General features: G+C 69.0%; 20 protein-coding genes. 13 read left to right on the top strand and 7 right to left on the bottom strand.

The features are described 5' to 3' along the window. Positions 1-29: 29 nt before the first annotated feature. From E5F05_RS03750 to E5F05_RS03740, 3 genes are all read right to left on the bottom strand, one after another. On the bottom strand, positions 30-1,277 hold the full coding sequence (locus E5F05_RS03750; RefSeq protein WP_164973299.1) for an ABC transporter substrate-binding protein: 1,248 nt from the start codon (positions 1,275-1,277) through the stop codon (positions 30-32). A 172-nt stretch (positions 1,278-1,449) separates the two neighbouring features. Beyond that, entirely contained in the window at positions 1,450-2,118 is a 669-nt protein-coding gene (locus tag E5F05_RS03745; RefSeq protein WP_129117318.1) for a YesL family protein, read from the bottom strand. A gap of 240 nt (positions 2,119-2,358) precedes the next feature. After that, positions 2,359-3,213 carry a tryptophan 2,3-dioxygenase gene (locus E5F05_RS03740; RefSeq protein ID WP_129117317.1) on the bottom strand — a complete coding sequence of 285 codons (855 nt, stop codon included), beginning with the start codon at positions 3,211-3,213 and terminating at the stop codon, positions 2,359-2,361. A 95-nt stretch (positions 3,214-3,308) separates the two neighbouring features. On the opposite strand from E5F05_RS03740, the gene E5F05_RS03735 reads away from it, so the two are divergent. Further along, a complete protein-coding gene (locus tag E5F05_RS03735; RefSeq protein WP_129117316.1) occupies positions 3,309-4,148 on the top strand; it encodes a VOC family protein in 840 nt (279 codons plus the stop codon). Between the two features lie 597 nt (positions 4,149-4,745). On the opposite strand, the gene galK is transcribed toward E5F05_RS03735, so the two are convergent. Together galK and galT are read right to left on the bottom strand one after the other, a co-directional pair. Then, on the bottom strand, positions 4,746-5,864 hold the full coding sequence (galK, locus tag E5F05_RS03730; RefSeq protein ID WP_129117315.1) for a galactokinase: 1,119 nt from the start codon (positions 5,862-5,864) through the stop codon (positions 4,746-4,748). Further along, a complete protein-coding gene (gene galT, locus E5F05_RS03725; protein ID WP_129117314.1) occupies positions 5,851-6,936 on the bottom strand; it encodes a galactose-1-phosphate uridylyltransferase in 1,086 nt (361 codons plus the stop codon). The genes galK and galT overlap by 14 nt, the downstream gene beginning before the upstream one ends. A 426-nt stretch (positions 6,937-7,362) precedes the next feature. On the opposite strand from galT, the gene E5F05_RS03720 reads away from it, so the two are divergent. Together E5F05_RS03720 and E5F05_RS03715 are read left to right on the top strand one after the other, a co-directional pair. Continuing rightward, positions 7,363-7,950: a hypothetical protein gene (locus E5F05_RS03720; RefSeq protein WP_129117313.1), complete on the top strand. Its 588-nt coding sequence runs from the start codon at positions 7,363-7,365 to the stop codon at positions 7,948-7,950. 240 nt (positions 7,951-8,190) lie between these two features. Continuing rightward, positions 8,191-10,206 carry an HD domain-containing phosphohydrolase gene (locus E5F05_RS03715; RefSeq protein WP_129117312.1) on the top strand — a complete coding sequence of 672 codons (2,016 nt, stop codon included), beginning with the start codon at positions 8,191-8,193 and terminating at the stop codon, positions 10,204-10,206. Positions 10,207-10,246: 40 nt separating this feature from the next. Here the strand turns inward: E5F05_RS03715 and E5F05_RS03710 are convergent, their stop codons facing one another. Further along, positions 10,247-10,777 (bottom strand): MarR family winged helix-turn-helix transcriptional regulator, encoded by a 531-nt coding sequence (locus E5F05_RS03710; protein ID WP_129117311.1) that lies wholly within the window; start codon positions 10,775-10,777, stop codon positions 10,247-10,249. Positions 10,778-11,480: 703 nt separating this feature from the next. Here E5F05_RS03710 and E5F05_RS03705 point away from each other — a divergent pair. The 10 genes from E5F05_RS03705 to E5F05_RS03660 all read left to right on the top strand — a co-directional run bounded on the left by E5F05_RS03705 (position 11,481) and on the right by E5F05_RS03660 (position 23,885). After that, a complete protein-coding gene (locus E5F05_RS03705; protein WP_129117310.1) occupies positions 11,481-12,860 on the top strand; it encodes a nucleobase:cation symporter-2 family protein in 1,380 nt (459 codons plus the stop codon). Then, positions 12,857-13,402, top strand: a complete 546-nt coding sequence (gene uraD, locus E5F05_RS03700; protein WP_129117309.1) for a 2-oxo-4-hydroxy-4-carboxy-5-ureidoimidazoline decarboxylase — start codon at positions 12,857-12,859, stop codon at positions 13,400-13,402. The genes E5F05_RS03705 and uraD overlap by 4 nt, the downstream gene beginning before the upstream one ends. Further along, positions 13,399-14,280, top strand: a complete 882-nt coding sequence (pucL, locus tag E5F05_RS03695) for a factor-independent urate hydroxylase (RefSeq protein WP_129117308.1) — start codon at positions 13,399-13,401, stop codon at positions 14,278-14,280. Before uraD ends, pucL begins: the two co-directional genes overlap by 4 nt. After that, positions 14,280-14,654 carry a hydroxyisourate hydrolase gene (uraH, locus tag E5F05_RS03690; RefSeq protein ID WP_129117307.1) on the top strand — a complete coding sequence of 125 codons (375 nt, stop codon included), beginning with the start codon at positions 14,280-14,282 and terminating at the stop codon, positions 14,652-14,654. Before pucL ends, uraH begins: the two co-directional genes overlap by 1 nt. Before the next feature lie 269 nt (positions 14,655-14,923). Beyond that, positions 14,924-16,330 carry a xanthine dehydrogenase small subunit gene (xdhA, locus tag E5F05_RS03685; RefSeq protein WP_129117306.1) on the top strand — a complete coding sequence of 469 codons (1,407 nt, stop codon included), beginning with the start codon at positions 14,924-14,926 and terminating at the stop codon, positions 16,328-16,330. Then, positions 16,327-18,714 (top strand): xanthine dehydrogenase molybdopterin binding subunit, encoded by a 2,388-nt coding sequence (gene xdhB / locus E5F05_RS03680; protein ID WP_129117305.1) that lies wholly within the window; start codon positions 16,327-16,329, stop codon positions 18,712-18,714. Before xdhA ends, xdhB begins: the two co-directional genes overlap by 4 nt. A gap of 1 nt (position 18,715) precedes the next feature. Beyond that, positions 18,716-19,564, top strand: coding sequence for a xanthine dehydrogenase accessory protein XdhC (gene xdhC, locus E5F05_RS03675; RefSeq protein WP_129117304.1), 849 nt, complete (start codon positions 18,716-18,718; stop codon positions 19,562-19,564). Then, complete coding sequence (gene guaD / locus E5F05_RS03670) at positions 19,561-20,880, top strand: guanine deaminase (protein WP_129117303.1); 1,320 nt, start codon at positions 19,561-19,563, stop codon at positions 20,878-20,880. Before xdhC ends, guaD begins: the two co-directional genes overlap by 4 nt. A 129-nt stretch (positions 20,881-21,009) precedes the next feature. Beyond that, positions 21,010-22,410: an NCS2 family permease gene (locus E5F05_RS03665; RefSeq protein ID WP_129117302.1), complete on the top strand. Its 1,401-nt coding sequence runs from the start codon at positions 21,010-21,012 to the stop codon at positions 22,408-22,410. A 71-nt stretch (positions 22,411-22,481) separates the two neighbouring features. After that, entirely contained in the window at positions 22,482-23,885 is a 1,404-nt protein-coding gene (locus E5F05_RS03660; RefSeq protein ID WP_129117301.1) for an 8-oxoguanine deaminase, read from the top strand. 122 nt (positions 23,886-24,007) lie between these two features. Here the strand turns inward: E5F05_RS03660 and E5F05_RS03655 are convergent, their stop codons facing one another. After that, positions 24,008-25,555: a glycerol-3-phosphate dehydrogenase/oxidase gene (locus tag E5F05_RS03655; RefSeq protein WP_129117300.1), complete on the bottom strand. Its 1,548-nt coding sequence runs from the start codon at positions 25,553-25,555 to the stop codon at positions 24,008-24,010. Positions 25,556-25,685 lie beyond the last annotated feature (130 nt).

The raw sequence follows: 25,685 nt of genomic DNA, 5'->3' as shown, positions 1-25,685 counted from the left end.
GAGCGGCCCGCTTCACCCGGCGCGGGGGATTATTTGTTGCTGTTGACGAGGCGCTGCACCTGGGCCTGCGCCTCCTCCAGCGCCTGCCGGGGGTCGGCGCCCCGGTACACGGCGTCCTCGGTGGCCTTGTCCAGAATGGTGCCGTAACTGGGGGCATAGGGCGGGGCCGAGTTGACCTGGGTGTATTTCATGTTGGCCGACATCAGGCGGAAGGCGGGGGTGGTCACGCTCAGCGAGGCGTTCTTGGCCCCGGGGAAGTCGTTCTGCTCCTGCGCCCAGATACGCGCGCCCTCGGTCGCCATCCACTTGGCGAAGGCGAAGGCTTCCTTGGGGTGCTTGGTGCCCACCGGAACCTCCAGGTTGAACCCGCCGCCCGACGAGGTGCCGGGTCCCGGCTGGCCGGTGGGAGTGGGAATCCGCACCATGCCGTAATTCATGTTGGGCGCGTATTTCTTGAGGGTGGCGGCGTACCCGCCGATGTCGATGATCATGCCCAGCTTGCCCGAGATGAAGGGGTCCTGCGCGCCGCTGCCGAAGCTGCTCTTGAACGCCTGCACGTTGCGCGCGCCCAGGCGGTCGGTCCAGTCCTTGATCCAGGTCAGGGTCTTCACCGCCACCGGGTTGGTGAAGTTGGGGTTGATCATGTCCTGATCCCACATGCTGCCGCCCGCGTTCGCCACCCAGCTTTCCAGGCCGAAGCTGCCGTACAGCGGGTGGAAGCCGATGCGGCTGTACACCGGCCCGGTCTTCTTGTCGAGCTTCTTGGCGTAGGCTTCCAGCTCGTCCCAGGTCGTCGGCGGCTTGGCCGGGTTCAGCCCGACTTCCTTGAAGAGGTCCTTGTTGTAGTACAGGAAGCGGGTGTCGGTCACGAAGGGCAGGCCGTACTGGTCGCCCTTGTAGGTCGCCGTGGCCCACAGGTTCGGGTAGAACTGGTTCGCCAGGCTGTCCGCCCCCAGCTTGCTGAGATCGGTCGCCTGGTTCTTGGCGGCCCGCAGCGGGGTGGTGCGGATATCGATCACCACCACGTCCGGCGGATTTTTGGCGGCGATGGCGGCCAGCGTCTTGGTGGGGAGCTGATCGAAGGGTACGAAGGTGTACTTCACCTGGATATTGGGATTTTTCTTGTTCCAGGTGTCGATGATCCGGTTGATGGTGGGGCGGCGCTGTTCGGACCCCCAGTGCGCCCACAGGTCCAGCGTGACCTTCTGCGCGCTGGCCCCACTCAGGGCAGGGCTGCCCAGCAGGGCGGCCGTCAGGAGAAACAGAGACTTTTTCATGGATTGACCTCGCGGGGTCAGGGGACGGAAAACGGTCGCCGGTTCATGCCCCGACCACTGTTTTCCGCCCCCTGACATGCCCTGAGGTTAGCTGAGGGGCGTGCTTCTTGGGTACGGTTCCGCCCAGGTCGTATTTATGGTTTCTTGGAAATCTTCAGGTACCAGGCCCGATTCACAGCACATCTTCAACTTGCTGTGGTCGGCGCGTCAGAGGGTTTCCAGTCGCCACGTGGGCCCAGTACAGCAGCAGCAGCCCCACGCCCACCAGCGCCCACAGTGAGGTGAAGCGCCAGGCCAGCGCGGACAGCAGCAGCGGCGGTAGGGCACACAATTGGGTGTAGAGCGGATAGGCCAGCACGATCCGGGCTGCCCCGGCCAGCGCGTGGGGCAGCGGCACGCCCTCCGCCAGCGCGTCGAGGAAGAACGGTTGCAGCACCAGCCAGAACCATCCCAGCAAGAGGCCCAGCACGGCCCGCAACGCCCCGCTCAGGGTGTCCGGCTGGACCCTCCACACCACCCCATTGGCGTACAGCACGAACAGTAGCAGGATATTCAGCGCCGCCCAGAGGGTGCCGGGCCACCACAGCCGCCGGAAGAAGCGGGGCAGTGAGGTGTAGGGTTCGTCGGGCACCGGGGGATCGCCGGGAGCGAGGTCGTCGCGTTCGTCCTCCACTTCCAGCACTGCGCGGCGCAGCCAAGCGTAGGCGGTCAGTGTCGCGGCACCCAGCGTCACCAGTGGCCAGGCCGCGACCAGCCACAGCACATTCACCACGATCAGGCGCGGCAGGTGGTCCCACAGGTGCGCTCCCGCCGTCCGCCAGACCCGCACCGCTCCCCACATGGGGGCGAGGATAGCAATGCGGGCGTTGGGGGAAGCAGCGGTGCCTCTGCACGGTTCTGAAGCTCCGCGCGCCTGGTGGCTGTTTGAAGCTGGGGAGATTCTGGTGGGGCATCTGAAAGGTGGAACCCGGCCATTCCCTCCAGAATTTTGAAAAGACAAAAGATACGGGGCCTCGGCTCTGGGCCGACTCAGGGCGGGGAGGCGCCATGACGGGCGACATCCCTCTTTTCAAGCAGCCGCTTACAGCGCCGTCCGCACCTGCCACAGTTCCGGGAACAACACGATACTCAGGGCGCGGCGGAGGTATCCGGCGCCGCTGGTGCCGCCGCTTCCGGGTTTGAAGCCGATGGTGCGCTCGACGGTCGTGAGGTGGTTGAAGCGCCAGGCGCGGAAGTTGTCCTCCACGTCGAGCAGCTTCTCGGCCAGCTCGTAGAGGTCCCAGTACTGCTCGGTGTCGCGGTAGACCGCCAGCCAGGCGTCCAGCACCGCCGGGTGCTCGGTGGGCGGCTGGGTGAAATCGCGTTCCAGCACCTCGGCCGGGATGGGCAGGCCGCGGGCGGCGAGCAGGCGCAGCGTCAGGTCGTACACGCTGGGCGCGTGCAGCGCCGCCAGCAGGGGAGCGTGCAGGTCCGGGCGGTGCTCGAAGGGGCGCAGCAGCGTGGGATTGCGGTTGCCCAGCAACACCTCGACCATGCGGTACTGCGCCGACTGAAAGCCCGACGCCTCCCCGAAGGCGCCCCGGAACTCCAGGTAGTCGGCGGGCGTCATGGTCTTGAGGACCTCCCAGGCGTTCGTGAGCTGTTGCTGCGCCCGCACCACACGCGACAGCATCTTCAGCGGGGTATCGGTGACGCCTGCGGCCAGCAGCGCCATCGCGGCCTGCAATTCGCGGATGATCAGCCCCAGCCACAGCTCCGAGACGTGATGCACGGTGATGAAGAGGTGCTCGTCGTGAGCCTGCGTGATCGGCTGGTGCGCGCTCAGGAGGAGATCGGTCTTCAGGTAGTCCCCGTAGCTGAGGCGCTGACGGAAGTCCAGTTGGGCCTGTTCGGGGGTGTCGCGGCCTTGCACGTTCGGAGCCTCACCTTCTGCCATGTCTAGGAGACTAACGGAAGCGGGCCGCCGGACGCTTCACTCTCCTTCATCTGGACCCGGGGCGTGGGCTGGGATGGCGCCCTTACCCTGACGCCATGCCTTCGCCCATCCTGGACCTCGCAGGGATCACGCTGGAGGTCAACCATCTGCCCCGGGGGATTCGCTTCTACCAGCAGGTGCTGGGCCTGGACCTGCTCCACCACGACGAGGCGCGGCAGACGGCCCGCTTCCGGGTGAACGGTGCCCAGCACCTCACCCTCTGGAAGCCGGTCACGCGGCAGGCGAACGACCCGCGCCTCGCCCCGCTGCGTGCCCGGGGTGCCTCGCACCTGCACTACGCCTGGCAGATTCGGCCGGAGGATTTGGAGGCCAGCCAGGCGGTGCTGGACGAGCACGGCCTCCCCTGGACCGAGATCGACCTGGGCACTCCCCAGCGGCCCGACCGCACCGTCTACTTCTTCGACCCCTTCGGGCACGGCCTGGAACTGCGCGGCGTGGACCTGGGTGATGACCGCCAGCCCGCCTATCCGCCGCAGCCGGTATCCCGCCCCGCCCACGCCCTCCCCGTCATGGGCCTGCGCGAAGTGGCCCTGGCCTTTGGCGACTACGCCGGGATGAAGGCCCGCCTGCCCCGCGCCTACGGCCTGGCCTTCGCCAAGGAGCAGGAGGACCGCGACTTCGCGCAGTTCGCCCTCGGCCCCCGTCCCGAGCCGGACGGCAACGGCACGCCCCGCCGCTGGCTGTACGCCTGGGACCCACAGGTGGGGCTGGCCGACATGTTTGGTGGTGATCACGCGCTGGTGCAGTTCTACGCGGATGTGGACGCCGTGCTGGCCCTGGTCCGCGCCGAGGGCTTGCCGCACGTGTTGGCGGATGGGCGGCTGGCCGTCCGCGACCCGGATGGGCACGTCTTCGAGTTCCTGCCGCCGCTCTGAGCGGGGAAAGGTCACGCAGGGCTTCTCATACACACGCTGGAGATGTTTTGCCCCTTCTTGCGGGGGAGGCTGGGACTTGAAAAGCTCCGCAGGAGAGGGGGGAACCGGCACGCCCTCCCAGCGCACTTTGCCTCCAATGAGAACCTTTTCAATCACGCGCTCAGCAGGTGGACGGCGGGTTGCCCGGTGGGGCGGTTGAGTCTGGAAGGCATTCCCCCCACCCCCCACCCCCCCGCCGGGGCAGGGGGAGCTTTCCGCTGCGCTCGGCAAAGGGAGACTCGTTGCGCGGCGGAGATGTTTGGGGCGGTGACGGTTCCTGCCTCGAACTTGCTGATTTCCACCGGGCGGCTGCGGGCCTGCGGCCCGAAAGCTCCTCTGCTCTGCCTGCTCCCTTGCAAGGCGGAACCTGGCCGTTGCCTCCAGAACTTTGAAAAGACAAAAGATAGGAGAGCTTCGGCTTGGAACTTACGCGGCTGGGAAGAAGAAAGCGTGTGGGACCATGTTTTTTACTCCTCCCCCTTGAGGGGGGAGGCTGGGACTTGCAAAGCTCCGCAGGAGAGGGGGTGAACTGGCCTGGCATCCCAGCCCCACGTTTTCTCAATTCCCTCGACCTTCCGCTCCAGAGTTTCGCGTCAATCCTGAGCTTTTGGCAGACTCGGACTCAAGGTGGGGAGGGGGCACCACCTGCTGGCCTTCCGGGCCGTACTGCGCCAGCACGTCGCGCGCCACCTGCCCGGCGGTGCCGATGCGGGCGAGGGCCACCACCGCGCCGCCGAAGCCTGCGCCGGTCATGCGTGCGCCGTATACGTCGGGGTGGGCCTGGAGCAGCGCGACGAGTTCGTCCACGCGCGGGACGGTCACCTCGTAGTCGCTCCGCAGACTGGCGTGCGAGGCGTTCATCAGTTCACCGAACAGGGGGGCGGGGGCGTGCAGGGCGAGCAGCACGCGGGCGTTCTCGCTGACGACGTGCCGGGCGCGGCGCAGCAGCAGGTCGGGGAGACTGGCCAGTGCCGCCACGTCCGGCACGTCCCGCAGTTCGGAGACGCCCAGCAGCCGCGCGGCCTCCTCCACTTCGCTGCGGCGGGTGTTGTAGCCGCTCCCGGCCAGACGGCGGGGCACGCCGCTGTCGAGCACGACCACCTCGCCGCCCGCCGGAAGGGGCAATTTTTGCCGCTCCAGCGTCCGCGTGTCCAGAAACAGCATGTGCCGGGTGTCCGCCAGGCTGCTCGCCATCTGGTCCATGATCCCGCTGCGGACCCCCACGAATTCGTGTTCGACCCGCTGCCCGATCAGCGCCAGGTCCACGTCGGTCAGCGGCAGGTCGTACAGCGTCCGCAGGGCACGCAGGGTCGCGATTTCCAGCGCCGCGCTGCTCGACAGCCCCCCGGAGGGCACGTCCGAACTGATCCACACGTCCAGCGCGTCCGTGACCCCCGTGAGGGCGCAGCATCCGGTGACGTACGGCGCGAAGCCCGTGCCCGTCTCGCCCGCTGGCACGTCCAGCCGCTCCCTGTAGTTGAGGGAGTACAGGTGGTGGGTGTCGCCGCCGTTCCGCGCCAGGGCGACCACCGTATGCTGCGGAATCGCGCTGGGCAGCACGAATCCGCCCTGGTAGTCGGTGTGTTCGCCCAGCAGGTTCACCCGGCCTGGGGCCTGGGCCTGGGCTTCGGGCGGCCTGCCGAACACGTCAGCGAAGCTCGGGCTACTGGCGGGCATCCTTCACCTCTCTCAGCTCGGCGGCCTTCTGCTCGGGCAGCGCGTCGTTCACGAATTCGCCCGCGCCCTGCTCGGTCCCGGCCAGGTACTTCATGCGGCCCGGCGCCCGCAGGTAAGGCGAAATCTCGATCCGCAGCGGCCACTCGGGATACGCCTGGCCATCGGTCGGGGCCTGCTGCACCGTCAGCAAGTAGGGCATCCTCACCCCGAACAGCGTGTCCAGCCGCGTCAGGGCGTCCTTGAGGACGGCGGCCAGCGCGTCCCGCTCGCCCTCCCGCAGGTCGGACAGGAAGGCGACGGCGCGGGTCGGCAGCACCCACATCTCGTAGGTGAAGCGCGCGAAGGGCGGCACCACGCTGAGCGCCTGGCCCTCGTCCCGCACCACCCGCAGGCCCGCCTCGCGCTCCTGGCGCACGAAGTCTTCCAGCCAGGGTCGGCCGTGCTCCGCCAGGTAAGCGCGCATCTGGGTGAGCGCCCGGGTCTGCACCGGGGGCAGGTGGTCGTAGGCGTAGATCTGGCCGTGCGGGTGGTGCAGGGTCACGCCGACCTCCACCCCCCGGTTCTCGAAGGGCAGCACGTACTGGAGCTGGGGGTCGCGGCCCAGGCAGGTCGTCCGGTCGGCCCAGACGTCGATCAGCAGCCGCACCTGTTCTGCGGGCAGGCCGCCCAGGGTGCCGCCCGGGTCCTGGCTGAACACCACCACCTCACATTTGCCTCGCCCGGCCCGGACCGTCACGTCCGGCACCGGGTCCGGCGTGGGGGCGTCGAGCGTCAGGCTGGGAAAGCGGTTCTCGAACACCGCCAGGTCGTAGTTCCCCGGCGGCAGCTCGGTGGGATGCTCGGGGTCGTGGGTGGGGGCCAGCGGGTTGTACTCGGGTGGGGGCAGAAAGGTGCGGTTCAGGCGGTGCGCGGCGTAGATCACCCACTCGCCGCGCACCGGATGCCAGCGCATCTGCGGGCGCGCCTCCACCGCCTCGCCGGGGCTGGGAATGGGACCGCTGACCTCCACCGGCGTCAGGCCATAGAGGATAAGGGCGCGGCCATCCGGTTTCACGAACTCCGACTTGTACATATTCCACCAGTCCTGTCAGGGGAGGCGGCCGGGTCCGGACCGGCAGAAGGCGTGGGTAAGCACGCTTCAGGGCTGAGCCGGGGGGCCGGGCCGCCTGGGTTGAGCGGCGTCATCGGGGCGCGCTCCAATCGACTTGATCACACCGAATCACGGGACCTCACAGCGGGTTGACCAGCAGAAAATACCGGAACCGGGAACGGAAGAGGCCTCCGCCTCCCCCGGCTCCCGCCCCACATTGCCATGAAGAACGGGCGGCCAGCGCGGCCAGCTGGGACAGACGGGTTCCCCCCGGCTTCAGGGCCGCGCCGTCACCCATAGTCCAGCCCTCCCGGACAGAACCCAGGCAGTGATTCCACCCGGCGGGGGTAAGGGCATGATGTGAAATTCTTAACACCCCTTTCGGGGATGGAGACAGGATATTGAACCATGGTGTCGTCTCTCGTCCGCTCGCCTGCCTGCCTGGCCCTGCTGGTCCCCCTCCTGCTGTCCGCCTGTGGGCAGGCCGGGCTGACGCCAGGGGCGCAGGCCGCAGCGGACCGCCCCGAATTCGCGGCCCAGGTTCCGCTGCCTGCCGGGACCGCCGGGGGCAGCCTGAGCGCGGCCTACGGGGGCCGGGTGCTGCGTGAGGCCCCGGACGCGGACGAGGGTGACGCCCTGTTGGGCTTCTCGGAGGGGCAGGTCGGGGGCGGCCTGACCACTCAGGGGCTGCCCTCCGTGCAGGTGGAGCGCAACCGCGACGTCTTCCAGGCAGGGGAGGCAGCCCCAGTCACGGAGACCGCCCGGCGTACCGTGTGGGTGAACGGGAGTTTTACCAGTTGGGCGAGCGCCCGGCGCACCGTCTGGGTGAACGGCCGCTTTGGTCCCGTTCCCGCGAGTGAGTGGCGGGATTTCCGCGACGACGCCTGCGACCCGGACGAGGAAGGCACGCCGGGCGCGGGCGGGTATGGGCACGGTCTGAACAGCGCCTACAAGACGGGCTGGGCGAGAGCCGCCTCGATCTGCCCGCCTTCCTGAACAGCGTCTTCTGAAAGAATTCCGGTTCATCAGTGATGAAATAACTGGGTAACCCGACCGGACTTGCAAAGCTGCGCAGCAGAGGAAGAAGGAAAGACGGTGACGGAGAGGCGTGGAGGCACCGAAGCGGAGCGGGTTTGCAAAGCTGCTCAGCAGAGGGGCTGTGCCGGATGATCCGGAATCCGTATAAGACGGGCGGCATGAGGGCGGCGGCGCGTCGTATCGGGGGCCGGGGGAGTCTTGCCACCCTCTGACCTGCGGGGTGGGCGGCCGGGTGAGCGTGCCCTGGCCCTGCTGGAGCAGGCCGAGCGGCTGACGGCCGTGGACGAGGCGCGGGCGCTCCAGGTGGCCGAACTGGCCCTGGCGGCGGCGGGCGAGGAGTCGCGGCCCCGGCTGCGCGCCCAGGCCCACCACCTGATCGGGCAGATGCAGGCGCGGCGCGGGGACGGGGAACGGGCGGCGTACCACCTGGAAGCTGCCCTGGGCCTGTTCCTGGCCCTGGGGGACCGCCGCGCCGAGGGGCGCGTCCGGCGCGATCTGGGGGCAGCCCTGCTCGATCAGGGGCGCTTCCGCGAGGCCGAAGGGCAGCTCACCCAGGCGCTCGGGCAGTCAGCCGTGGGAGAGGACGGGCGGGGCGACATCCTCAACAGTCTCGCCGGGCTTTACCACGCGGCCGGGCAGTACGCGGAGAGCCTGGACAGCCTGCGGGCCGCGCTGGGCGAATTCCGGCAGGCGGGCGACGTGGTGGGGGAGGTCAAGGTGCTGTGCAACCTCGGCACGCTCCTGACCAGCCTGGGCCGCTACCCCGAGGCGCTGGAGCACCTACAGGCCGCCTATGCCCTCAGCACCGGCCCGGCCCGGGCGCAGCTCGCCGGGCACCGCAGCCAGGGGGCGATGCTGCTGAGTCTGGGGGCACTCCTGCTGGACATGGGCGATCCGCGCGAGGCGCAGCGGTACTTCGACGAGGCGCTGGCCTTCGGGCAGCACTCCGGCGATCAGGTCATCGCGGCCAACGCCATGCTGAACCGCGCCGAGGCGCAGCAGGCCCTGGGGGAGGCGGCGGCCGCCCGCGCCGCCTACGAACGGGCGCTGGACCTCGCGCGCGAAGGGCAGTACCGGCAGGTGGAGGCCTCGGCCCTGACGGGGCTGGGGCAACTGCTGATGGCGGAGGGGCAGGAGGTGGAGGCCGAGAGCGCCTACCGCCAGGCGGGGGAGATCGCCCGCGAGACGGGGGACCTGGAGGGGCAACTGTACGCCCTGCTGCACCTCGGTGAAGTCCAGGAGCGGCTGGAGGACCTGCCCGCGGCCCTCGCCACGCTGGAACTGGCCCTGTCGCTGGCGCGCGGGATGGGCCGCCCCAAGGCAGTCTGCGACGTCCACCGGGCCCTGTATCCCATGTATGCCCGCCGGGGCGACCACGCCCGCGCCCTGGCACATCTGGAACAGCTCTACCAGCAGGAGCGCGAGATCCTGAACACGGAGGTCGAGCAGCGGGTGCAGACGCTGACCGGCAACTTCGAGCTGGAGCGCGCGCAGCATCAGGCGGAGCTGACGCGGCTGCGGCTGGTGGCGGCCGAGGAGGCCCGCGCCCTGGCCGAGGAGGAGGTGCGCGAGCGCACGCACAGCCTGGAACAGGCGCACCTGGAGGTCGTGACCCGGCTCGCGGTGGCCGCCGAGTACCGGGACGACTCGACCGGCGAGCACACCTGGCGGGTGGGCCAGATGTCGGCGGCCATCGCCCTGCGCCTCGGGCTGCCCCACGAAACGGTCGAACTGCTGCGGGTCGCGGCCCGGCTCCATGACGTCGGCAAGATCGGGATTCCTGACCGCATTCTCCTGAAGACCGGCGTGCTGACCGAGGAGGAGTACCGGCACATGCAGCAGCACACCCTGATCGGGAGCCGCATCCTGTCGGGCGGGCAGTCCCGCCTGCTCCAGATGGCCGAGGAGATCGCCCGCGCCCACCACGAGCGCTGGGCGGGCGGCGGCTACCCCCTCGACCTGCGAGGCGAGGCCATTCCGCTCACCGCCCGCATCGTGGCGGTCGCGGACGTCTTCGACGCGCTCACCCACGACCGCCCGTACAAGGCGGCCTGGACCGTCACCAGCGCCCTGCGTGAACTTCGGCGGCTCTCCGGCATCTCCTTTGACCCGGCCGTCGTGGAGGCAGCCTTGCAGGTGTTGCCCCTGCCCGCAGCCGGGCAAGGCTCTTCCGGGGCGGAGGAATCCCCGACCCGCGGGCCTGCTGACCCCTGACCGCAGCCTCCGGCGCGGGCGGGGACAGACCTTCCGGTGGTCAGTGGGCCGGGGTTTCCAGCGGTTCGGGCGCTTCCAGTTCGGCCAGCAGCTTGAGCGCGAGGCGTTCGAGCGTCTGCGTCTCGGCGGGGGTCAGCGCCGACAGGATCCTGGCCTCGTTGGCGACGTGGTGCGGCAGCAGTTCCTCCACCAGCGCCCGGCCCGCCGGGGTCAGCCGCACCTGCACCGAGCGGCGGTCGGACTCGCTCGCCAGCCGCTCGGCCAGCCCCTTCTGGACCAGCCGGTCCACCCGGTTGGTGATGGAGGGGCCGCTGATGGCGGTCAGGTCGGTGAGCTGGGTGGGCGTCAGGCCCTCCGGGGGCGCGGAACGGTACAGCGTCAGCAGTAGGTCCCAGCCTGCCGGATTGATCCCTGCGGGCTGGTAGGTGGTTTCGATCTGCCGGACCAGCGCGGTGTGCAGCCGTCCCAGCAGCAGCAGGGGCAGCATCGGGCCGGGGTCGAGGTCGGGCTGGGTCTGTGCCCAGTCCTGGCGGATACGTTCGAGGAGGTCGGAAGTCTGGGGGGGAGCCATGTTGGATGCCTCAGTGCGTCTGAGCCTAGCACGCGGGTTCTGGAGCGGGAGGGGCGCGGGAAGGTCCGGCCAGGGCCACCGCAAAGGTGCCGAGTCCGCACAGGCCCGGTTGAACCCCGCTGCTGCGCCGCTCTGCGAGTCCGGCCCTGCGGGCCACGCCCCTCAAGACGCCTGATGTGAAATGCGGGACGGGTGGGTCAGGTCATCAGGAGCATTTTTCTCGTCTGCATGAGGGCGAGCTTCGCCCGCCACCCCCCTCCCCAGCCCTCTGCAAGCAGCTCTACGAGTCCCCCGCAAGGGGAGAGGGAGAAAAAAGCCCATCCAAGGCAGCAAATTTCTATTGCACACCAGGCGTTCAAAGGGAGGCCACAGGCTGGACGCCTTGGAGGGCAAATTGAGCCCCTGGCTCCCCTTGAGGGGAGCTGTCAGCGGAGCTGACTGAGGGGTTGAACGGGACGAGCCTACCCAAAACCGGACGTTGCGGTTGCCCTAAAGGTCCGGCGCCGCTCTTCAGCACTTGTCAAGACCACTGGTGATTTTCATCCTGTGAACAGATACTCCACGGCTTGACAGCACTGGCGATTGTCCCTACGATGAAGCGACTCAAGTACATAGATGTCTAAGTAGTCCGGTCGTCTGGCGGCTCCGGCCGCACCGTTTCTCCGGCGTGTGCCCCCGGCCACGTCCCCGTAGGGAGGTCTGCATGACCCAAGGAACTGTTCCTGTCCGGTCCACCCACCCCGTCGACGAAGTGCCGCCGCTCGGGCGCATGATCGCCTTCGGGCTTCAGCACGTCCTGAGCATGTATGCCGGGATTGTGGCCGTGCCGCTGGTGCTGGCCTCCGCCCTGGGGCTGGACCACGACCATGTGGTGCGGATCGTGAACGCCAGTTTCTTCATGTGCGGCATCGCCACCCTGATCCAGACCATCGGCTTCCCCGGCTTCGGGGCCAAGCTGCCGCTGGTGCAGGGCACCACCTTCGCGTCGGTGGCGACCATGATCCTGATCGGCAAGCAGTCCGGGCTGCCGGGCATCTACGGCGCGGTGATCGCGGCGGGCATCTTCACGGTGATCGCGGCGCCCTTCTTCTCGCGCCTCCTGCGCTTCTTCCCGCCAGTGGTGACGGGGACGGTTATCACCATCATCGGGGTTTCGCTGATGCCGGTCGCGATCCGCTGGGCGGGCGGCGGCGTGCCCGGAACCCCGGACTTCGGCGCGCCTGCCAACCTGGGCCTGGCCGCGCTGACCCTGCTGTTCGTGCTGCTGGTCACCCGTTTTGGCAAGGGGTTCTGGAGCCGCATCGCCGTGCTGCTGGGCCTGGTGTTCGGCACGGTCGTGGCCGCGCTGCTGGGCAAGGCGTCCTTTGCCACGGTGGGCACCGCCGCCGCCGTCGGCTTCACGCCCCCCTTCTTCTTCGGCGCGCCGACCTTCCTGCTGGTGCCGATCCTGTCGATGATCCTGGTGATGCTGGTCGTGATGGTCGAAACCACTGCCGACCTGCTCGCCATCGGTGAGATCACCGAGCGGCCCGTCAATGCCCGCGACGTGGCAAACGGCCTGCGTGCCGACGGCCTCTCGTCCGCGCTGGGGGGCTTCTTCAACGTGTTCCCCTTCACGGCCTTCGCGCAGAACGTCGGTCTGGTGCGCTTCACCGGCATCCGCAGCCGCTTCGTGGTGGCCGCCGCGGGCGTCATCCTGATGCTGCTGGGCTTCTTCCCCAAGCTGGGCGCGCTGGTGGCCTCCATCCCGCTGCCGGTGCTGGGCGGGGCCGGGCTGGTGCTGTTCGGCACCGTGGCCGCCGCCGGAATTCAGACCCTGACCCGCGTCAACATGGCCGACACCCGCAACCTCACCATCGTCGCCGTCAGCATTGCGCTGGGCGTGATCCCGGCGACCGTGCCGACCCTCTACGAGAAGCTGCCGAGCTGGGCCAGCCTCTTCCTGGAAAGCGGCATTACCGCCGCCGCCCTGGCCGCCATCCTGCTGAACATCCTCTTCAATATCCTCAGCACCGGGGCCGAGCGCCGCTCGTACACCGCCGACGCCACCGCGCACGCGCCGGAAGTGGGGGACATCCATTGAACGCCTTCCTGTCCCTGGCTGAGGTGAACGCCCTCCCGCTCTCCGACTTCGTGCGCCTCTTCGGCGGCGTGCTGGAACACAGCCCGCGCTACGCCGAGCGGGTGGGCAAAGAGCGCCCCTTCGCCGATGTGGAGGAACTGGCCGCCGCCTTTACTGGAGCCGTCCTGGCCGATACCCCCGCAGAGCAGCTCGCCCTGATCCGCGCCCACCCCGACCTCGCCGGCAAGGCCGCTCTGGCCGGAGAAGTGACGCCCGAATCCGCCTCCGAACAGGCTTCCGCCGGTCTGGACCGCCTGACCCCCGAGGAATACGCCGAGTTTCACCGCATCAACGCGGCCTACCACGACAAGTTCGACATGCCCTACATCGTCTGCGTGCGCGAGAACACCAAGGACACCATCATGAGCGGTGCCGCCACGCGCCTGCACAACTCGCCGGAACAGGAGCGGGAAACCGCTCTCCGGGAAATCGGCAAGATCGCACGTCTCAGGGTTCTCGACCTGGTGGACCAGGGCCAGGAAGTAAAAGGAGCAGGAGCATGACGCAGACCCAGCAGCAGACCCAGCCCAAAGCCAACGCCCGCCTCGGCGCGAACAACTACGGCAAGGCCGAAGTCAACCTGATGAAGGTGAGCCGCGATACCCCGCGCCACGAGATCCGCGAACTCCAGGTGCGTGTGGCGATGACCGGCGACTTTGACGCGGCCCACACCCAGGGCGACAACACCGACCTGATCGCCACCGACACCGTCCGCAACACCATCTACGGGCTGGCGAAGGAAGGCTTCGAGGGCAGCCCCGAGGAGTTCGGCAAGGAGCTGATCGCCCACTTCGTGAAGACCGGCCCCAGGGTGACGGGCGGCTTCATGGAGTTCACCGAGTACCTCTGGGAGCGCATCCCGGTCGGCGGTGAGGGCCACAACCACTCCTTCGTGCGCCAGATGCCCCAGCGAACCGGCCGCGTGGAGAGCAGTGACGGGCAGACCTTCAAGGTCACCTCCGGCATCGAGAACCTGTACGTCCTCAAGACCACCGAGAGCGGTTGGGAGAACTACCTCCTGAACGAGCGTTTCACCACGCTGCCCGAGACGCACGAACGCCTGATGGCGTCCTTCGTGACCGCCAAGTGGGAGTACAACGAGGGTCAGGTGGACTACGACGCCGTATGGCAGCGGGTCTACCAGCAGATTCAGGAGACGTTCACCGACCACTACTCGCCCAGCCTCCAGAACACCCTGTTCCTGATGGGCCAGGCGGTGCTGACGGTCTGCCCGGAAATCTCCCGTATCTGGTTCCAGATGCCCAACAAGCACCACCTCCAGTACAACCTGGGGCGTTTCGGCCTGGAGAACAACCTGGAAATCTTCCACGTCGATCCCGAACCCTACGGCCTGATGGAAGGCTGGGTGGAGCGCGCTTAATGGCCAGCCAGACGGGACCAGCACATTCGGGACTGACGACGCACGTCCTCGACACGGCCAGAGGTCGGCCCGCCGCTGGAGTTCAGGTCGAACTCTACGCGGTGGAAGGCGGGGAGCGCCGCAAGGTGACGGAAGCGGTGACGAACAATGACGGGCGCACCGACGCCCCCCTGATCGAACGCGGGAGCCTCCAGTCCGGCACCTATGAGCTGACCTTCCACGTTGCCCCCTACTACGAGGGCTTCGAGGCCGCGCCGCAAGTCCCGTTTCTGGACCTGGTCACGTTGCGCTTCACGGTCAGTGACACCTCCGGGCACTACCACGTGCCGCTGGTGATGACGCCCTGGTCGTACAGCACGTACCGCGGGAGTTGAGTTCCCAGACGCCTGGACCCTAACGCGAATGTGTGCCAGGGTGTAGTCGTCTAATCCATTCCGCCCCCTCTTGTCAAGGGACAACTTTCAGGGTAACATTCACCCAACGACAACCCAGACCACTGTTCTGCATGGATAACCAGCGGTCCGCCTCGTGCGTCAACCATGCGCCTGACCTGACCGGTCGGGCGTGAGGAGACACGGGGCGGACTGTTTTTCTGTCTGGTGTTGTCGTATGGAGGAACGGCGCCCGCCGCGAAGGAGAAGATATGGACAGCATCACCCTTACCGTGAACGGCGTGCCGCGCGAAGCGCGTGACGTGCGCCCCCACACGACGCTGCTGAACTGGCTGCGCGACCAGGGCCTGACCGGCTGCAAGGAAGGCTGCGCGGAAGGCGAGTGCGGCGCGTGCGCGGTCCTGCTCGCCCGCCCCACCGAGGAAGGCGGCACCCGCCTGGAATCCGTGAACGCCTGCCTGGTGCTGCTCCCGGCCCTGAACGGGCAGGAGGTCGTCACCGCCGAGGGCCTGGGCGCGCCCGGTGCCCTGCACCCTGTCCAGCGCGAACTGGCCTTCCGGGGTGGCTCGCAGTGCGGCTACTGCACCCCCGGCTTCGTGGTCAGCATGGCCGCCGAGTACTACCGCGAGGACCGGCCCGCGCAGGAGTTCGACATCCACGCGCTGAGCGGCAACCTGTGCCGCTGCACCGGCTACCGCCCCATCGCGGACGCGGCGAACGCGCTGGGCCGCGTGGCGGAGGAAGACCCCTTCGCGCAGCGCCGCGAGCAGCCCGCGCCCGTCCCGCAGGCCACCCACCTGACCACGCCCGAGGGCGAGTTCTACCGCCCGACGACGCTCGCGGAGGCCCTGGGCCTGCTCGCCGCGTACCCCGGGGCCATGCTCCTCGCGGGCGGCACTGACTGGGGCGTGGACATCAATATCCGCCACAGCCGCGCCCGGGTGACCATCGCCATCGACCGGCTGCCCGAACTGCAAACCCTGATCTGGAACGACGATGCTCTGGAGATCGGCGCGGGCCTGAACCTCTCGGAGATCGAGCGCCGTCTGGCGGGCCGGGTGCCGCTCCTTGAAGAACTCTTCCCGCTCTTCGCCTCGCGCCTGATTCGCAACAGCGCCACCCTGGGCGGCAACCTGGGCACCGCCAGCCCCATCGGGGACAGCCCGCCCGTGCTGCTGGCGCTGGACGCACGGCTGGTGCTGGCATCCACGGCGGGCGAGCGCGAGGTGCCTCTCGCGGAATACTTCACCGGCTACCGCCGGACGCAGCGCCGCCCCGACGAACTGATCCGCGCCGTCCGCATTCCTTTGCCCCTCGCGCCCCTTACCGGCTTCTACAAGATCGCCAAGCGCCGCTTCGACGACATTTCCAGCGTGGCGGTCGGGATCGCGCTGGACCTCGACGGCGACGTGGTGCGCTCCATCCGCATCGGGCTGGGCGGCGTGGCGGCGACCCCGCTGCGCGCCCTGGCGACGGAGGAGGCCCTGACGGGCAAGCCCTGGAACGAACGGACCGTGCGCGAGGCCGCCCGCGTGCTGCGCGGCGAGGGCACCCCGCTCGACGACCACCGCGCCAGCGCCGCCTACCGCGCGGCGATGCTGGAGCAGACGCTGCTGAAATTCTTCTTCGAGAAGACCGCCCAGGAGGTGACCGTATGACCAGCCTGTTTGAGCGTCCCCCGGTCGGCGCGGTGGGCGAACCCCTGCCGCACGAGAGCGCCGAACTGCACGTGACGGGGCACGCCCTGTACACCGACGACCTCGGCGTGCGTCTCCAGAACGTGCTGCACGCCTGGCCGCTCCAGGCCCCGCACGCGCACGCCCTGGTGACCCGCCTGCACATCGCCCCCGCCTTGCAGGTGCCCGGCGTGGTCCGCGTCCTGACCGCCGAGGACGTGCCCGGCGAGAATGACGCGGGCGTGAAGCACGACGAGCCGCTTTTCCCGACCGAAGTCATGTACTACGGCCACGCGGTCTGCTGGGTGCTGGCCGAGAGCATCGAGGCGGCGCGGCTGGGGGCCGATGCCATCGAGGTCGAGTACGAGCCGCTGCCCGCCATCGTGACGGTGCAGGAGGCCATCGCCGCCGAGTCGTTCCAGGGCCACCAGTCCACCCTGCGCCGTGGTGACATCGCCCTGGGCTTCGAGCAGGCCGCCCACGTCTTCGAGGGTGAGTTCGAGTTCGGCGGCCAGGAGCACTTCTATCTGGAGACGAACGCCTCGCTCGCCCATGTGGACGAGTACGGGCAGGTCTTCGTGCAGAGTTCTACACAGCACCCCACCGAGACGCAGGAGATCGTGGCGCACGTGCTGGGCTTATCGAGCAACGAGGTGACCGTCCAGTGCCTGCGGATGGGCGGCGGCTTCGGCGGCAAGGAGATGCAGCCGCACGGCTACGCCGCCATCGCCGCCCTGGGGGCCACGCTGACGGGCCGCCCCGTCCGCCTCCGCCTCAACCGCACCCAGGACATCACCCTCACCGGCAAGCGCCATCCCTTCCACTCCCGCTGGAAGGTGGGTTTCGATGCCGACGGCAGGCTGCTGGCCCTCCAGGCGACCCTCACCTCGGACGGCGGATGGTGCCTGGACCTGTCCGAGCCGGTGCTGGCCCGCGCGCTGTGCCACATCGACAACGCCTACTTCATCCCGCACGTGGAGGTTCATGGGCGGATCGGCAAGACGAACAAGACCTCGCAGACCGCCTTCCGCGGCTTCGGCGGGCCGCAGGGCATGCTGGTGATCGAGGACATCCTGGGCCGCTGCGCGCCGCTGCTGGGCAGCGAAGCGCACGAGCTGCGCCGCCGCAACTTCTACCAGCCCGGCGAGAGCACTCCCTACGGTCAGCCGGTGCGCCACGCCGAGCGCCTGGAAGATGTCTGGTCCACGCTGCTGCGGACTTCCGACTTCGAGGCGCGGCAGGCGGAGGTGCGGGCCTTCAACGCCGCCCACCCGCACGTCAAGCGCGGCCTCGCCATCACCCCGGTCAAGTTCGGCATCTCCTTCAATTTCACGTCCTACAACCAGGCGGGCGCCCTCGTCCATGTGTACAAGGATGGCTCGGTGCTGATCAACCACGGCGGCACCGAGATGGGCCAGGGCCTCCACACCAAGATGCTCCAGGTCGCCGCGACCGCGCTGGGCGTGCCCCTGAGCTGGGTGCGCCTCGCGCCCACGCGGACGGACAAGGTGCCCAACACTTCCGCGACGGCGGCCTCCAGCGGCGCGGACCTCAACGGCGGCGCGATCAAGGATGCGTGCGAGCAGATCAAGGCGCGGCTGGCGGCGGTGGCGGCGGGGTCGCTGAGTACCCTGTCGGTCAAGGTGGGGGCGCTGGGCGTCAACCCCGACGACGTGCGCTTCGAGAATGGCCGCGTCTTCCCGGTCGGCCACCCCGAACTGGGGATGGACTTCCGCCAGGTCGTCCACGACGCCTACCACCTGCGGACGCAGCTGTGGGCGGCGGGCTACTACCGCACGCCGGGCCTGCACTGGGACCGCAACACGATGCAGGGCGAGCCGTTCAAGTATTTCGCTTACGGCGCTTCCGTCAGCGAGGTGGAGGTGGACGGCTTCACCGGGGCCTACCGCCTGCGCCGGGTGGACATCCTGCATGACGTGGGCGACAGCCTCTCGCCGCTCGTGGACCTGGGGCAGGTGGAGGGCGGCTTCGTGCAGGGCGCGGGCTGGCTGACGCTGGAAGAGCTGCGCTGGGACACCTCCTCCGGCCCCAACCGTGGCCGCCTCGCCACCCAGGCCGCCAGCACCTACAAGCTGCCGAGCTTCTCGGAAATGCCCGAGGTGTTCAACGTGGCCCTGCTGGAACGCGCGGCCGAGAGCGGCGTCGTGTACGGCAGCAAGGCCGTGGGTGAACCCCCGCTGATGCTGGCCTTCAGCGTCCGCGAGGCGCTGCGTCAGGCGGCGTCGGCCTTCGGGCCACAGGGGCGCGAAACCTTCCTCCCCAGCCCGGCCACCTCCGAAGCGGTGTTCTGGGCGCTGGACGTGGCGCGGCAGGCGGCGGCGCGCCCGGAAGTGGCGGCGGACTGACATGAACTGGCTGGACGCGGTGCAGGCGCTCTCTGAAAGGGGAGAGGCGGGCGTGCTGGTCACCGTCGCGGCGGTGCGAGGCCATGCCCCGCGCGAGGCGGGCGCGAAGATGGTCGTCGGCCCGCAGCAGACCTGGGACAGTGTGGGCGGCGGCAATCTGGAAGCGACCGCCGTCGAACGTGCCCGCGCCCTGCTGGCCTGTGGGGCTGGCACGCCCGAACTCCTCACCCTGCGCCTGACCGACCGCGCCGCGAACGAGTACGGCCGCCAGTGCTGCGGCGGGGAGGTGACGCTTCTGCTCGAACCCCTCAGGACGGCCCGCCCCAACCTCGCCATCTTCGGCGTCGGTCACGTGGGCCTGGCGCTGGCGAACATCCTCAAGACGCTGCCGGTGAACCTCCACCTGATCGACTCGCGGGAGGCGCAGCTTGCCCCCGAGCGGCTGGCGGGGCTGGAGGGCGACGCGGCCCGCCTGCACGTCCACCACGCGCCGATTCCCGAGATGGCGCTGGCCGACCTGCCCGCCGGAACGCACCTCGTCATCGTGACCCACGACCACGCCGAAGATGCCGCCCTGTGTGACGCCGCGCTCCGCCGCCCCGACCTGGGCTTTATCGGGTTGATCGGGTCGAAGGTGAAGTGGGTGCGCTTCCGCGAGCAGCTTCAGGCGGTTGGACATTCGGAAGCGGACCTCGCCCGTATCACCACGCCCATCGGCCTTCCCGGCATTCGCGGTAAGAGTCCGCCCATTATCGCCATCAGCGTGGCCGCGCAGCTTCAGCAGGTGCTGGAAGCGGACGCCACTTCCACCTACTCTCCCGTTTCTCCCGCCCCCCAGAGGACTTCATGACGCTCTACCGCGCCACCTTCATGCACACCCCCGAGAGCCCCTTCACCGCGCCGGACGCCTTGCAGGTTCAGGAAGACGGCGGCCTGCTGGTCGAAGATGGCCGGATTCTCGCCAGTGGCCCCTACGCCGAGGTTCGCGCGAACTCTCCCCGCGCCGAGGTGGTGGACCTGCGCGGCGGTGTCCTGCTGCCCGGCTTCATCGACACCCACGTGCATTACCCCCAGGTGCGGGTGCTGGGCGGCCTGGGAATGCAACTGCTGGAATGGCTGGACAAGAACACGCTGCCGGAGGAGGCGCGGCTTTCGGACCCCACCTATGCCCGCGCCGTCGCCCGCGAGTTCCTGTCCGCCCTCGCCTCGAACGGCACCACGACCGCCCTGGTCTTCGGCAGCCACTACGCCTCCGCGATGGAGGTGTTCTTCGAGGAGGCCACCCGGACCGGCCTGCGGGTGGTCGCGGGGCAGGTCGTCTCCGACCGCCTGCTGCGCCCCGAACTGCACACCACCCCCGAGCGTGCCTACACTGAGGGCAAGGCCCTGATCGAACGCTGGCACGGCGTGGGGCGTGCCCTCTACGCCGTCACGCCGCGCTTCGCCCTGTCGGCCAGCGAGGCCCTCCTCGACGCCTGCGGGGCACTGATGCGCGAATTCCCTGACGTGCGCTTCACCAGCCACATCAACGAGAATCCGCGCGAAGTCCAGACCGTTCTGGAGCTGTTCCCCGGTGCCCGCGACTACCTCGACCCCTACGAGCAGGCCGGGCTGGTCACGCACCGCAGCGTGCTGGCGCACAACGTCCACCCGACCGACCGCGAACTGGGCGTGATGGCGGCCCACCGCTGCTCCGCCGCGCACTGCCCGTGCAGCAATTCGGCGCTGGGCAGCGGCCTGTTCCCGCTGCGGCGTCACCTCCAGGCGGGCGTTCACGTCGCGCTGGGGACCGACGTGGGCGGCGGCACCGGCTTCTCGATGCTCAAGGAAGGCTTGCAAGCCTACTTCATGCAGCAACTCCTCGGCACGGCGGGGGTGCCGCTCGGCCCCGCCCACCTGCTCTACCTGTCCACCCGGGCGGGCGCGCAGGCGCTCGACCTGGGGGACCTGACCGGTGACTTCGGGGTGGGGAAGGCGTTCGACGCCGTATGCCTGCGCCCGCCGGAAGGCACCACCCTTGATACCGTCCTGAACCACGCCGACAGCCCGGAACGGATGCTCGCCGACCTCTTCACCCTGGGCACCCAGCAGGACGTGGCCCAGGTCTGGGTGGGCGGCGACCCGGTATACCGCCGCGTGCCCGCCGGGCAGGAGGTGGGCGTCTGAATTGATCCGGCTGGAGGCGCTGTAGACAACTCCAGCCATAGAAGAGTAAGACTCGTAACAATTCGGGATCGAAGCCTCCCCCCGGCGCCCGGCCCTTCCCCTCCCCGCCCTCCCTTTCAGGAGTCCCGCATGTCTGACGTTTCCCAGTCCCGTGCTGTCCCCACCTCCGGCCTCGACCGCTACTTTGGCCTGAGCGCCCACGGTTCGACTGTTCCGCGCGAGATTCGAGCGGGCATCACGACCTTCCTCACGATGAGTTACATCCTCTTCGTGAACCCGCAGGTGCTTTCGACGGCCATTCACGTGCCGAACGCCTTCGTGCAACTGCTGATGACCACGGCCATCGCGGCGGCCTTCGGTTGCCTGGTGATGGGCCTGATCGCGCGTTATCCCTTTGCCCAGGCGCCCGGCATGGGCCTGAACGCCTTTTTCGCCTTTACGGTCGTGCAGGGGATGAAGATCCCGTGGCAGACGGCGCTGGGCGCGGTCTTTATCAGCGGCGTCCTGTTCGTGTTGCTGAGCGTCCTGGGCGCCCGGCAGGCCATCGTGCAGGCCATTCCCAACTCGCTGAAGTTCGCCATCACGGGCGGGATCGGGGCTTTCCTGGCCTTCCTGGGCCTGAAGAACGCCGGGATCGTGGTCGCCAATCCCGCGACGCTGGTGGGCCTCGGCTCGCTGACCGCCGCGCCGGTGTGGCTGGCGCTGCTGGGCCTGATCATCACCGCCGTGCTGATGACCCGCCGGGTGACGGGGGCCATTCTGTGGGGCATTCTGGCGACCACCGTGATCGGCATCCTCACCCACGCCGCCGTGTATGCGGGCGGGGCGAACGGAGCCCTGCGGCCCTTCCCCGGCTTTGACGGCAGCTTCCTGGGCATCTTCGGCACACCCGTCTGGCCGAGCGAGCTGGTCGGTCAGCTCGACATCGGCGGGGCGCTGGGCCTGGGCCTGCTGAGCGTGGTCTTCACCTTCTTCTTCGTGGACTTCTTCGACGCGACCGGCACCCTGACCGGCCTCTCGCAGCGCGCCGGGTTCCTCGACGAGAACGGCAACATGCCGCGCGCCCGCCGCCTCTTCGCGATGGACGGCCTGGCCGCGATGTTCGGCTCGTTCATGGGCACCTCGACCACCACCGCCTACGTGGAGTCGGCCTCGGGGATCGGTGAGGGTGGCCGCACCGGCCTGACCGCCGTCACGGTCGGCGTGCTGTTCCTGCTGAGCATGTTCCTGTGGCCGCTGGCCGCCGCGATTCCCGGCGCCGCCACCGCCCCGGCCCTGATCCTGGTGGGCGCGCTGATGATGGAAGGCGTGCGGCACGTGGACTGGGACGACATCAGCGAGGGCCTGCCCGCCTTCCTGACCATCATCGCCATGCCGCTGACCTTTTCCATCGCCAACGGCGTCAGCCTGGGCGTCATCAGCTACTGCGCCATCAAGCTGCTGAGCGGGCGGTGGCGGCAGGTCAGCCCGATCCTGTACGGCGTGGCGGCCCTGCTGCTGATCCGCTACATCTGGCTGATGGGCGGGTAACCTGCCAGAGCTTTTCTCAACTCCAGGTCCTGACCCCGTGTCGGGACCTTTTTTCTTGAGGAGGTCATACCATGACGAGCCCCCCTTCCCAGACGCTGCTGCGCGGCATTCACACCCTGCTGACCATGCAGGGCGAACGTCAGTCCCCCGTCCCACCCATCCCAGGCGCCGCCGTGCTGATCGAGGGAGAGCGGGTGCGCTGGGTCGGCCCGGAGCGTGATCTGCCCGCCGACTGGCTGACCCCCGATCATCACGTCCGCGACCTGAGCGGCCACGTGGTCCTGCCCGGCCTGATCAACACCCACCACCACCTCTACCAGAACCTCACCCGCTGCCTGGTGCCCGACGCGGGGCTGTTCGACTGGCTGCGGACGCTGTACCCGATCTGGCTGCGCCTGACACCCGAGGCGGCCTTCGTGAGTGCCCAGGTCGGGCTGGCCGAACTCGCCCTCTCCGGTTGCACCACCAGCAGCGACCACCTGTACCTCTACCCCAACGGCGTGCGGCTGGACGACACCATCCACGCCGCCCGCGAAACCGGCCTGCGCTTCCACGCCACACGCGGCAGCATGAGCCTGGGGGAATCGCAGGGAGGTCTGCCGCCCGACCGCGCCGTGGAGCGTGAGGACGACATCCTGCGCGACAGCGAGCGGGTGATCGCGGCCTTTCACGACCCCGCGCCGCTGGCCCTGACGCGGGTGGCCCTGGCGCCCTGCTCGCCCTTCTCGGTGACGGGCGACCTGATGCGCGAGAGTGCCCGGCTGGCCCGCTCACGCGGCGTGCGGCTGCACACCCACCTGGCCGAAACTGCCGACGAGGACGCCTTTTGCCTGGCGAAGTTCGGCCTGCGCCCGCTCGATTACGCCGAATCGGTGGAATGGCTGGGGCCGGACGTGTGGTTCGCGCACGGCGTGCATTTCAGCCCGGCAGATGCTGTCCGGCTGGGCGAGTGTGGGTGCGGCGTCGCCCACTGCCCCAGCAGCAACATGCGCCTGGCGAGCGGGATCGCCCCGGTCAGGAATCTGCTGGAAGCCGGGGTGAAGGTGGCCCTCGGCGTGGACGGCAGCGCCAGCAACGATGGCGCTCACCTGATCGGGGAAGCGCGGCAGGCGCTGCTCTCGTCCCGCGTGCGTGGCGCGCCCGGCGAGGCCCCCCGAACGGCGGACGCGCTGACTGCCCTGGAAGCCCTCTGGCTCGCCACGCGGGGCGGGGCCGAGGTGCTGGGGCGGGACGACGTGGGGCAACTGGCCCCCGGGTTCGCCGCCGACCTGATCGCGGTGGATCTGCGGACCCTGACCTTCGCCGGAGCACGTCACGCTCCCCTCGCGGCGCTGACGCTGTGCAGCCCACCCCGCGTGGCCCTGAACATGGTCGGCGGGCGGGTGATCGTGGAGGGCAGCGAACTGGTCACGCTGGACCTGCCGCCGCTGCTGGAGCGCCACGAGCGCCTGAGTAGGGCGATGATTGAGGGCTGAGGTTGGACGGGTACGCCTCCCCGCCGGTTGGGGGAGGCGCAGCTTACTCAGGTAAGAAAAGCACGGCGAGGACGGCGTTGTTCTCCCTCTCCCCGAGGGGAAGAACTGGGCAGGTCCACTGTTCAGAGCTGGTAGCCCTGGGCCAGGTTCTGGTAGGCCTGCGCCTGCGCTTCGGCCCAGGCGGCGTCCTGCCCGAGTTCTTCGGCCAGGATGGCGGCGGCGCGCGGGGCGGCCTCGCTGCTGGCGCGGGCGTTCAGCAGCAGGGCGCGGGTGCGGCGGGCCAGCAGGTCCTCGACGGTCCGCGCGCTCTCGTGACGGACGCCCCAGCGCAGTTCCGCCTCGGTGTAGGGCAGTTCGGGGTGCAGTTGGCGGTCGGCGCCGGGCAGGGCCTCCACCCGCTCGGCATCGCTGCCGTAGACCCGCAGGGGGTCGGGGCGCGGTTCCTCGGACCAGCCGTGCAGGTGCAGGCCCGGCGTGACGGTCAGGCGTTCGGGCAGGCCCGCGACGCGCTCGGCACGGTTCACGGTGTCCTCGCCCATCCGGCGGTAGGTGGTCCACTTGCCGCCCGTCAGGGTGATCAGGCCGCCTTCCGAAACCCGGATCACGTGGTCGCGGCTGATTTCCTTGGTGTCGGCGTTGTCGGCGGGTTTGACCAGCGGGCGCAGGCCCGCGTAGGTGCTCAGCACGTCCGCGCGGGTGGGGGCGGGGTTCATGTAGCGTCCGGCGGTGTTCAGGATAAAATCGATCTCTTCTTCCAAGGGGCGCGGCTCGAAGCTGGTCCCGCTGACCGGGGTGTCGGTCGTGCCGATCACCACGTGGTCGTGCCAGGGCACCGCGAACAGCACCCGCCCGTCGTCGGTGCGCGGGATCATGATGGCGCTGTCGCCGGGCAGGAAGCGCCGGTCCACCACGATGTGGGTCCCCTGGCTGGGCGAGAGCATCGGCTTGGCGTCCGCGTTCTCCATCCGGCGGATGTCGTCCACCCACACGCCGGTGGCGTTCACGATGGCCCGCGCCCGGACCTCGTACTCGCGGCCCGTCTCCAGGTCGCGGAAGCGGACGCCCACCACCTTGCCGTCCTCCTTCAGCAGTCCGGTCACCGGCGCGTAGTTCAGGGCCACCCCGCCGTGGTCCTCCAGTGTCCGCAGCAGCGTGACGGCGAGGCGGGCGTCGTCGAACTGCCCGTCGTAGTAGAGGATGCCGCCCATCAGCCCTTCCGGCTGGAGGGTGGGGGCGCGTTCCAGGGCCGCTTCCTTGCCCAGATACTTGCTGCTGCCCAGATTCAGCTTGCCCGCCAGGATGTCGTACAGCTTCAGGCCGATGCCGTAGAAGGGTCCGGCCCACCAGTTGTAGGCGGGCACCACGAAGCCCAGGTCACGCACCAGGTGCGGCGCATTCTTCCGCAGCAGGCCGCGCTCGTGCAGCGCCTCGCGCACCAGGCCGACGTTGCCCTGGGCGAGATAGCGGACACCGCCGTGGACGAGCTTGGTGCTGCGGCTGCTGGTGCCCTTGGCGTAGTCCTGCGCTTCGAGCAGCAGCGTGCGGTGCCCGCGCGTGGCGGCCTCCACGGCGGTGCCCAGGCCCGACGCCCCCCCTCCGATCACGAGAACGTCCCAGATTCCGGGGGCAGTGGCGGCGGCGAGGATGGCGGAGCGGGGATCTTGAGGCATAAGCGTCCTTTCGGTGAGGGAAGGAAGAACTTCCGAACAGATGTTCGCACACCTTGAACGGACGTTCAGCAGGATGACGCACGGTTGCGACCCCTTCAGGTTGCCGCGCCCGGACAAGGCTCATTCCGGG

The sequence above is a fragment of the Deinococcus metallilatus genome, assembly GCF_004758605.1.
GTDB classification, from domain to species: Bacteria; Deinococcota; Deinococci; order Deinococcales; family Deinococcaceae; genus Deinococcus; species Deinococcus metallilatus.
This window is presented reverse-complemented; position numbering and strand designations above follow the sequence as displayed.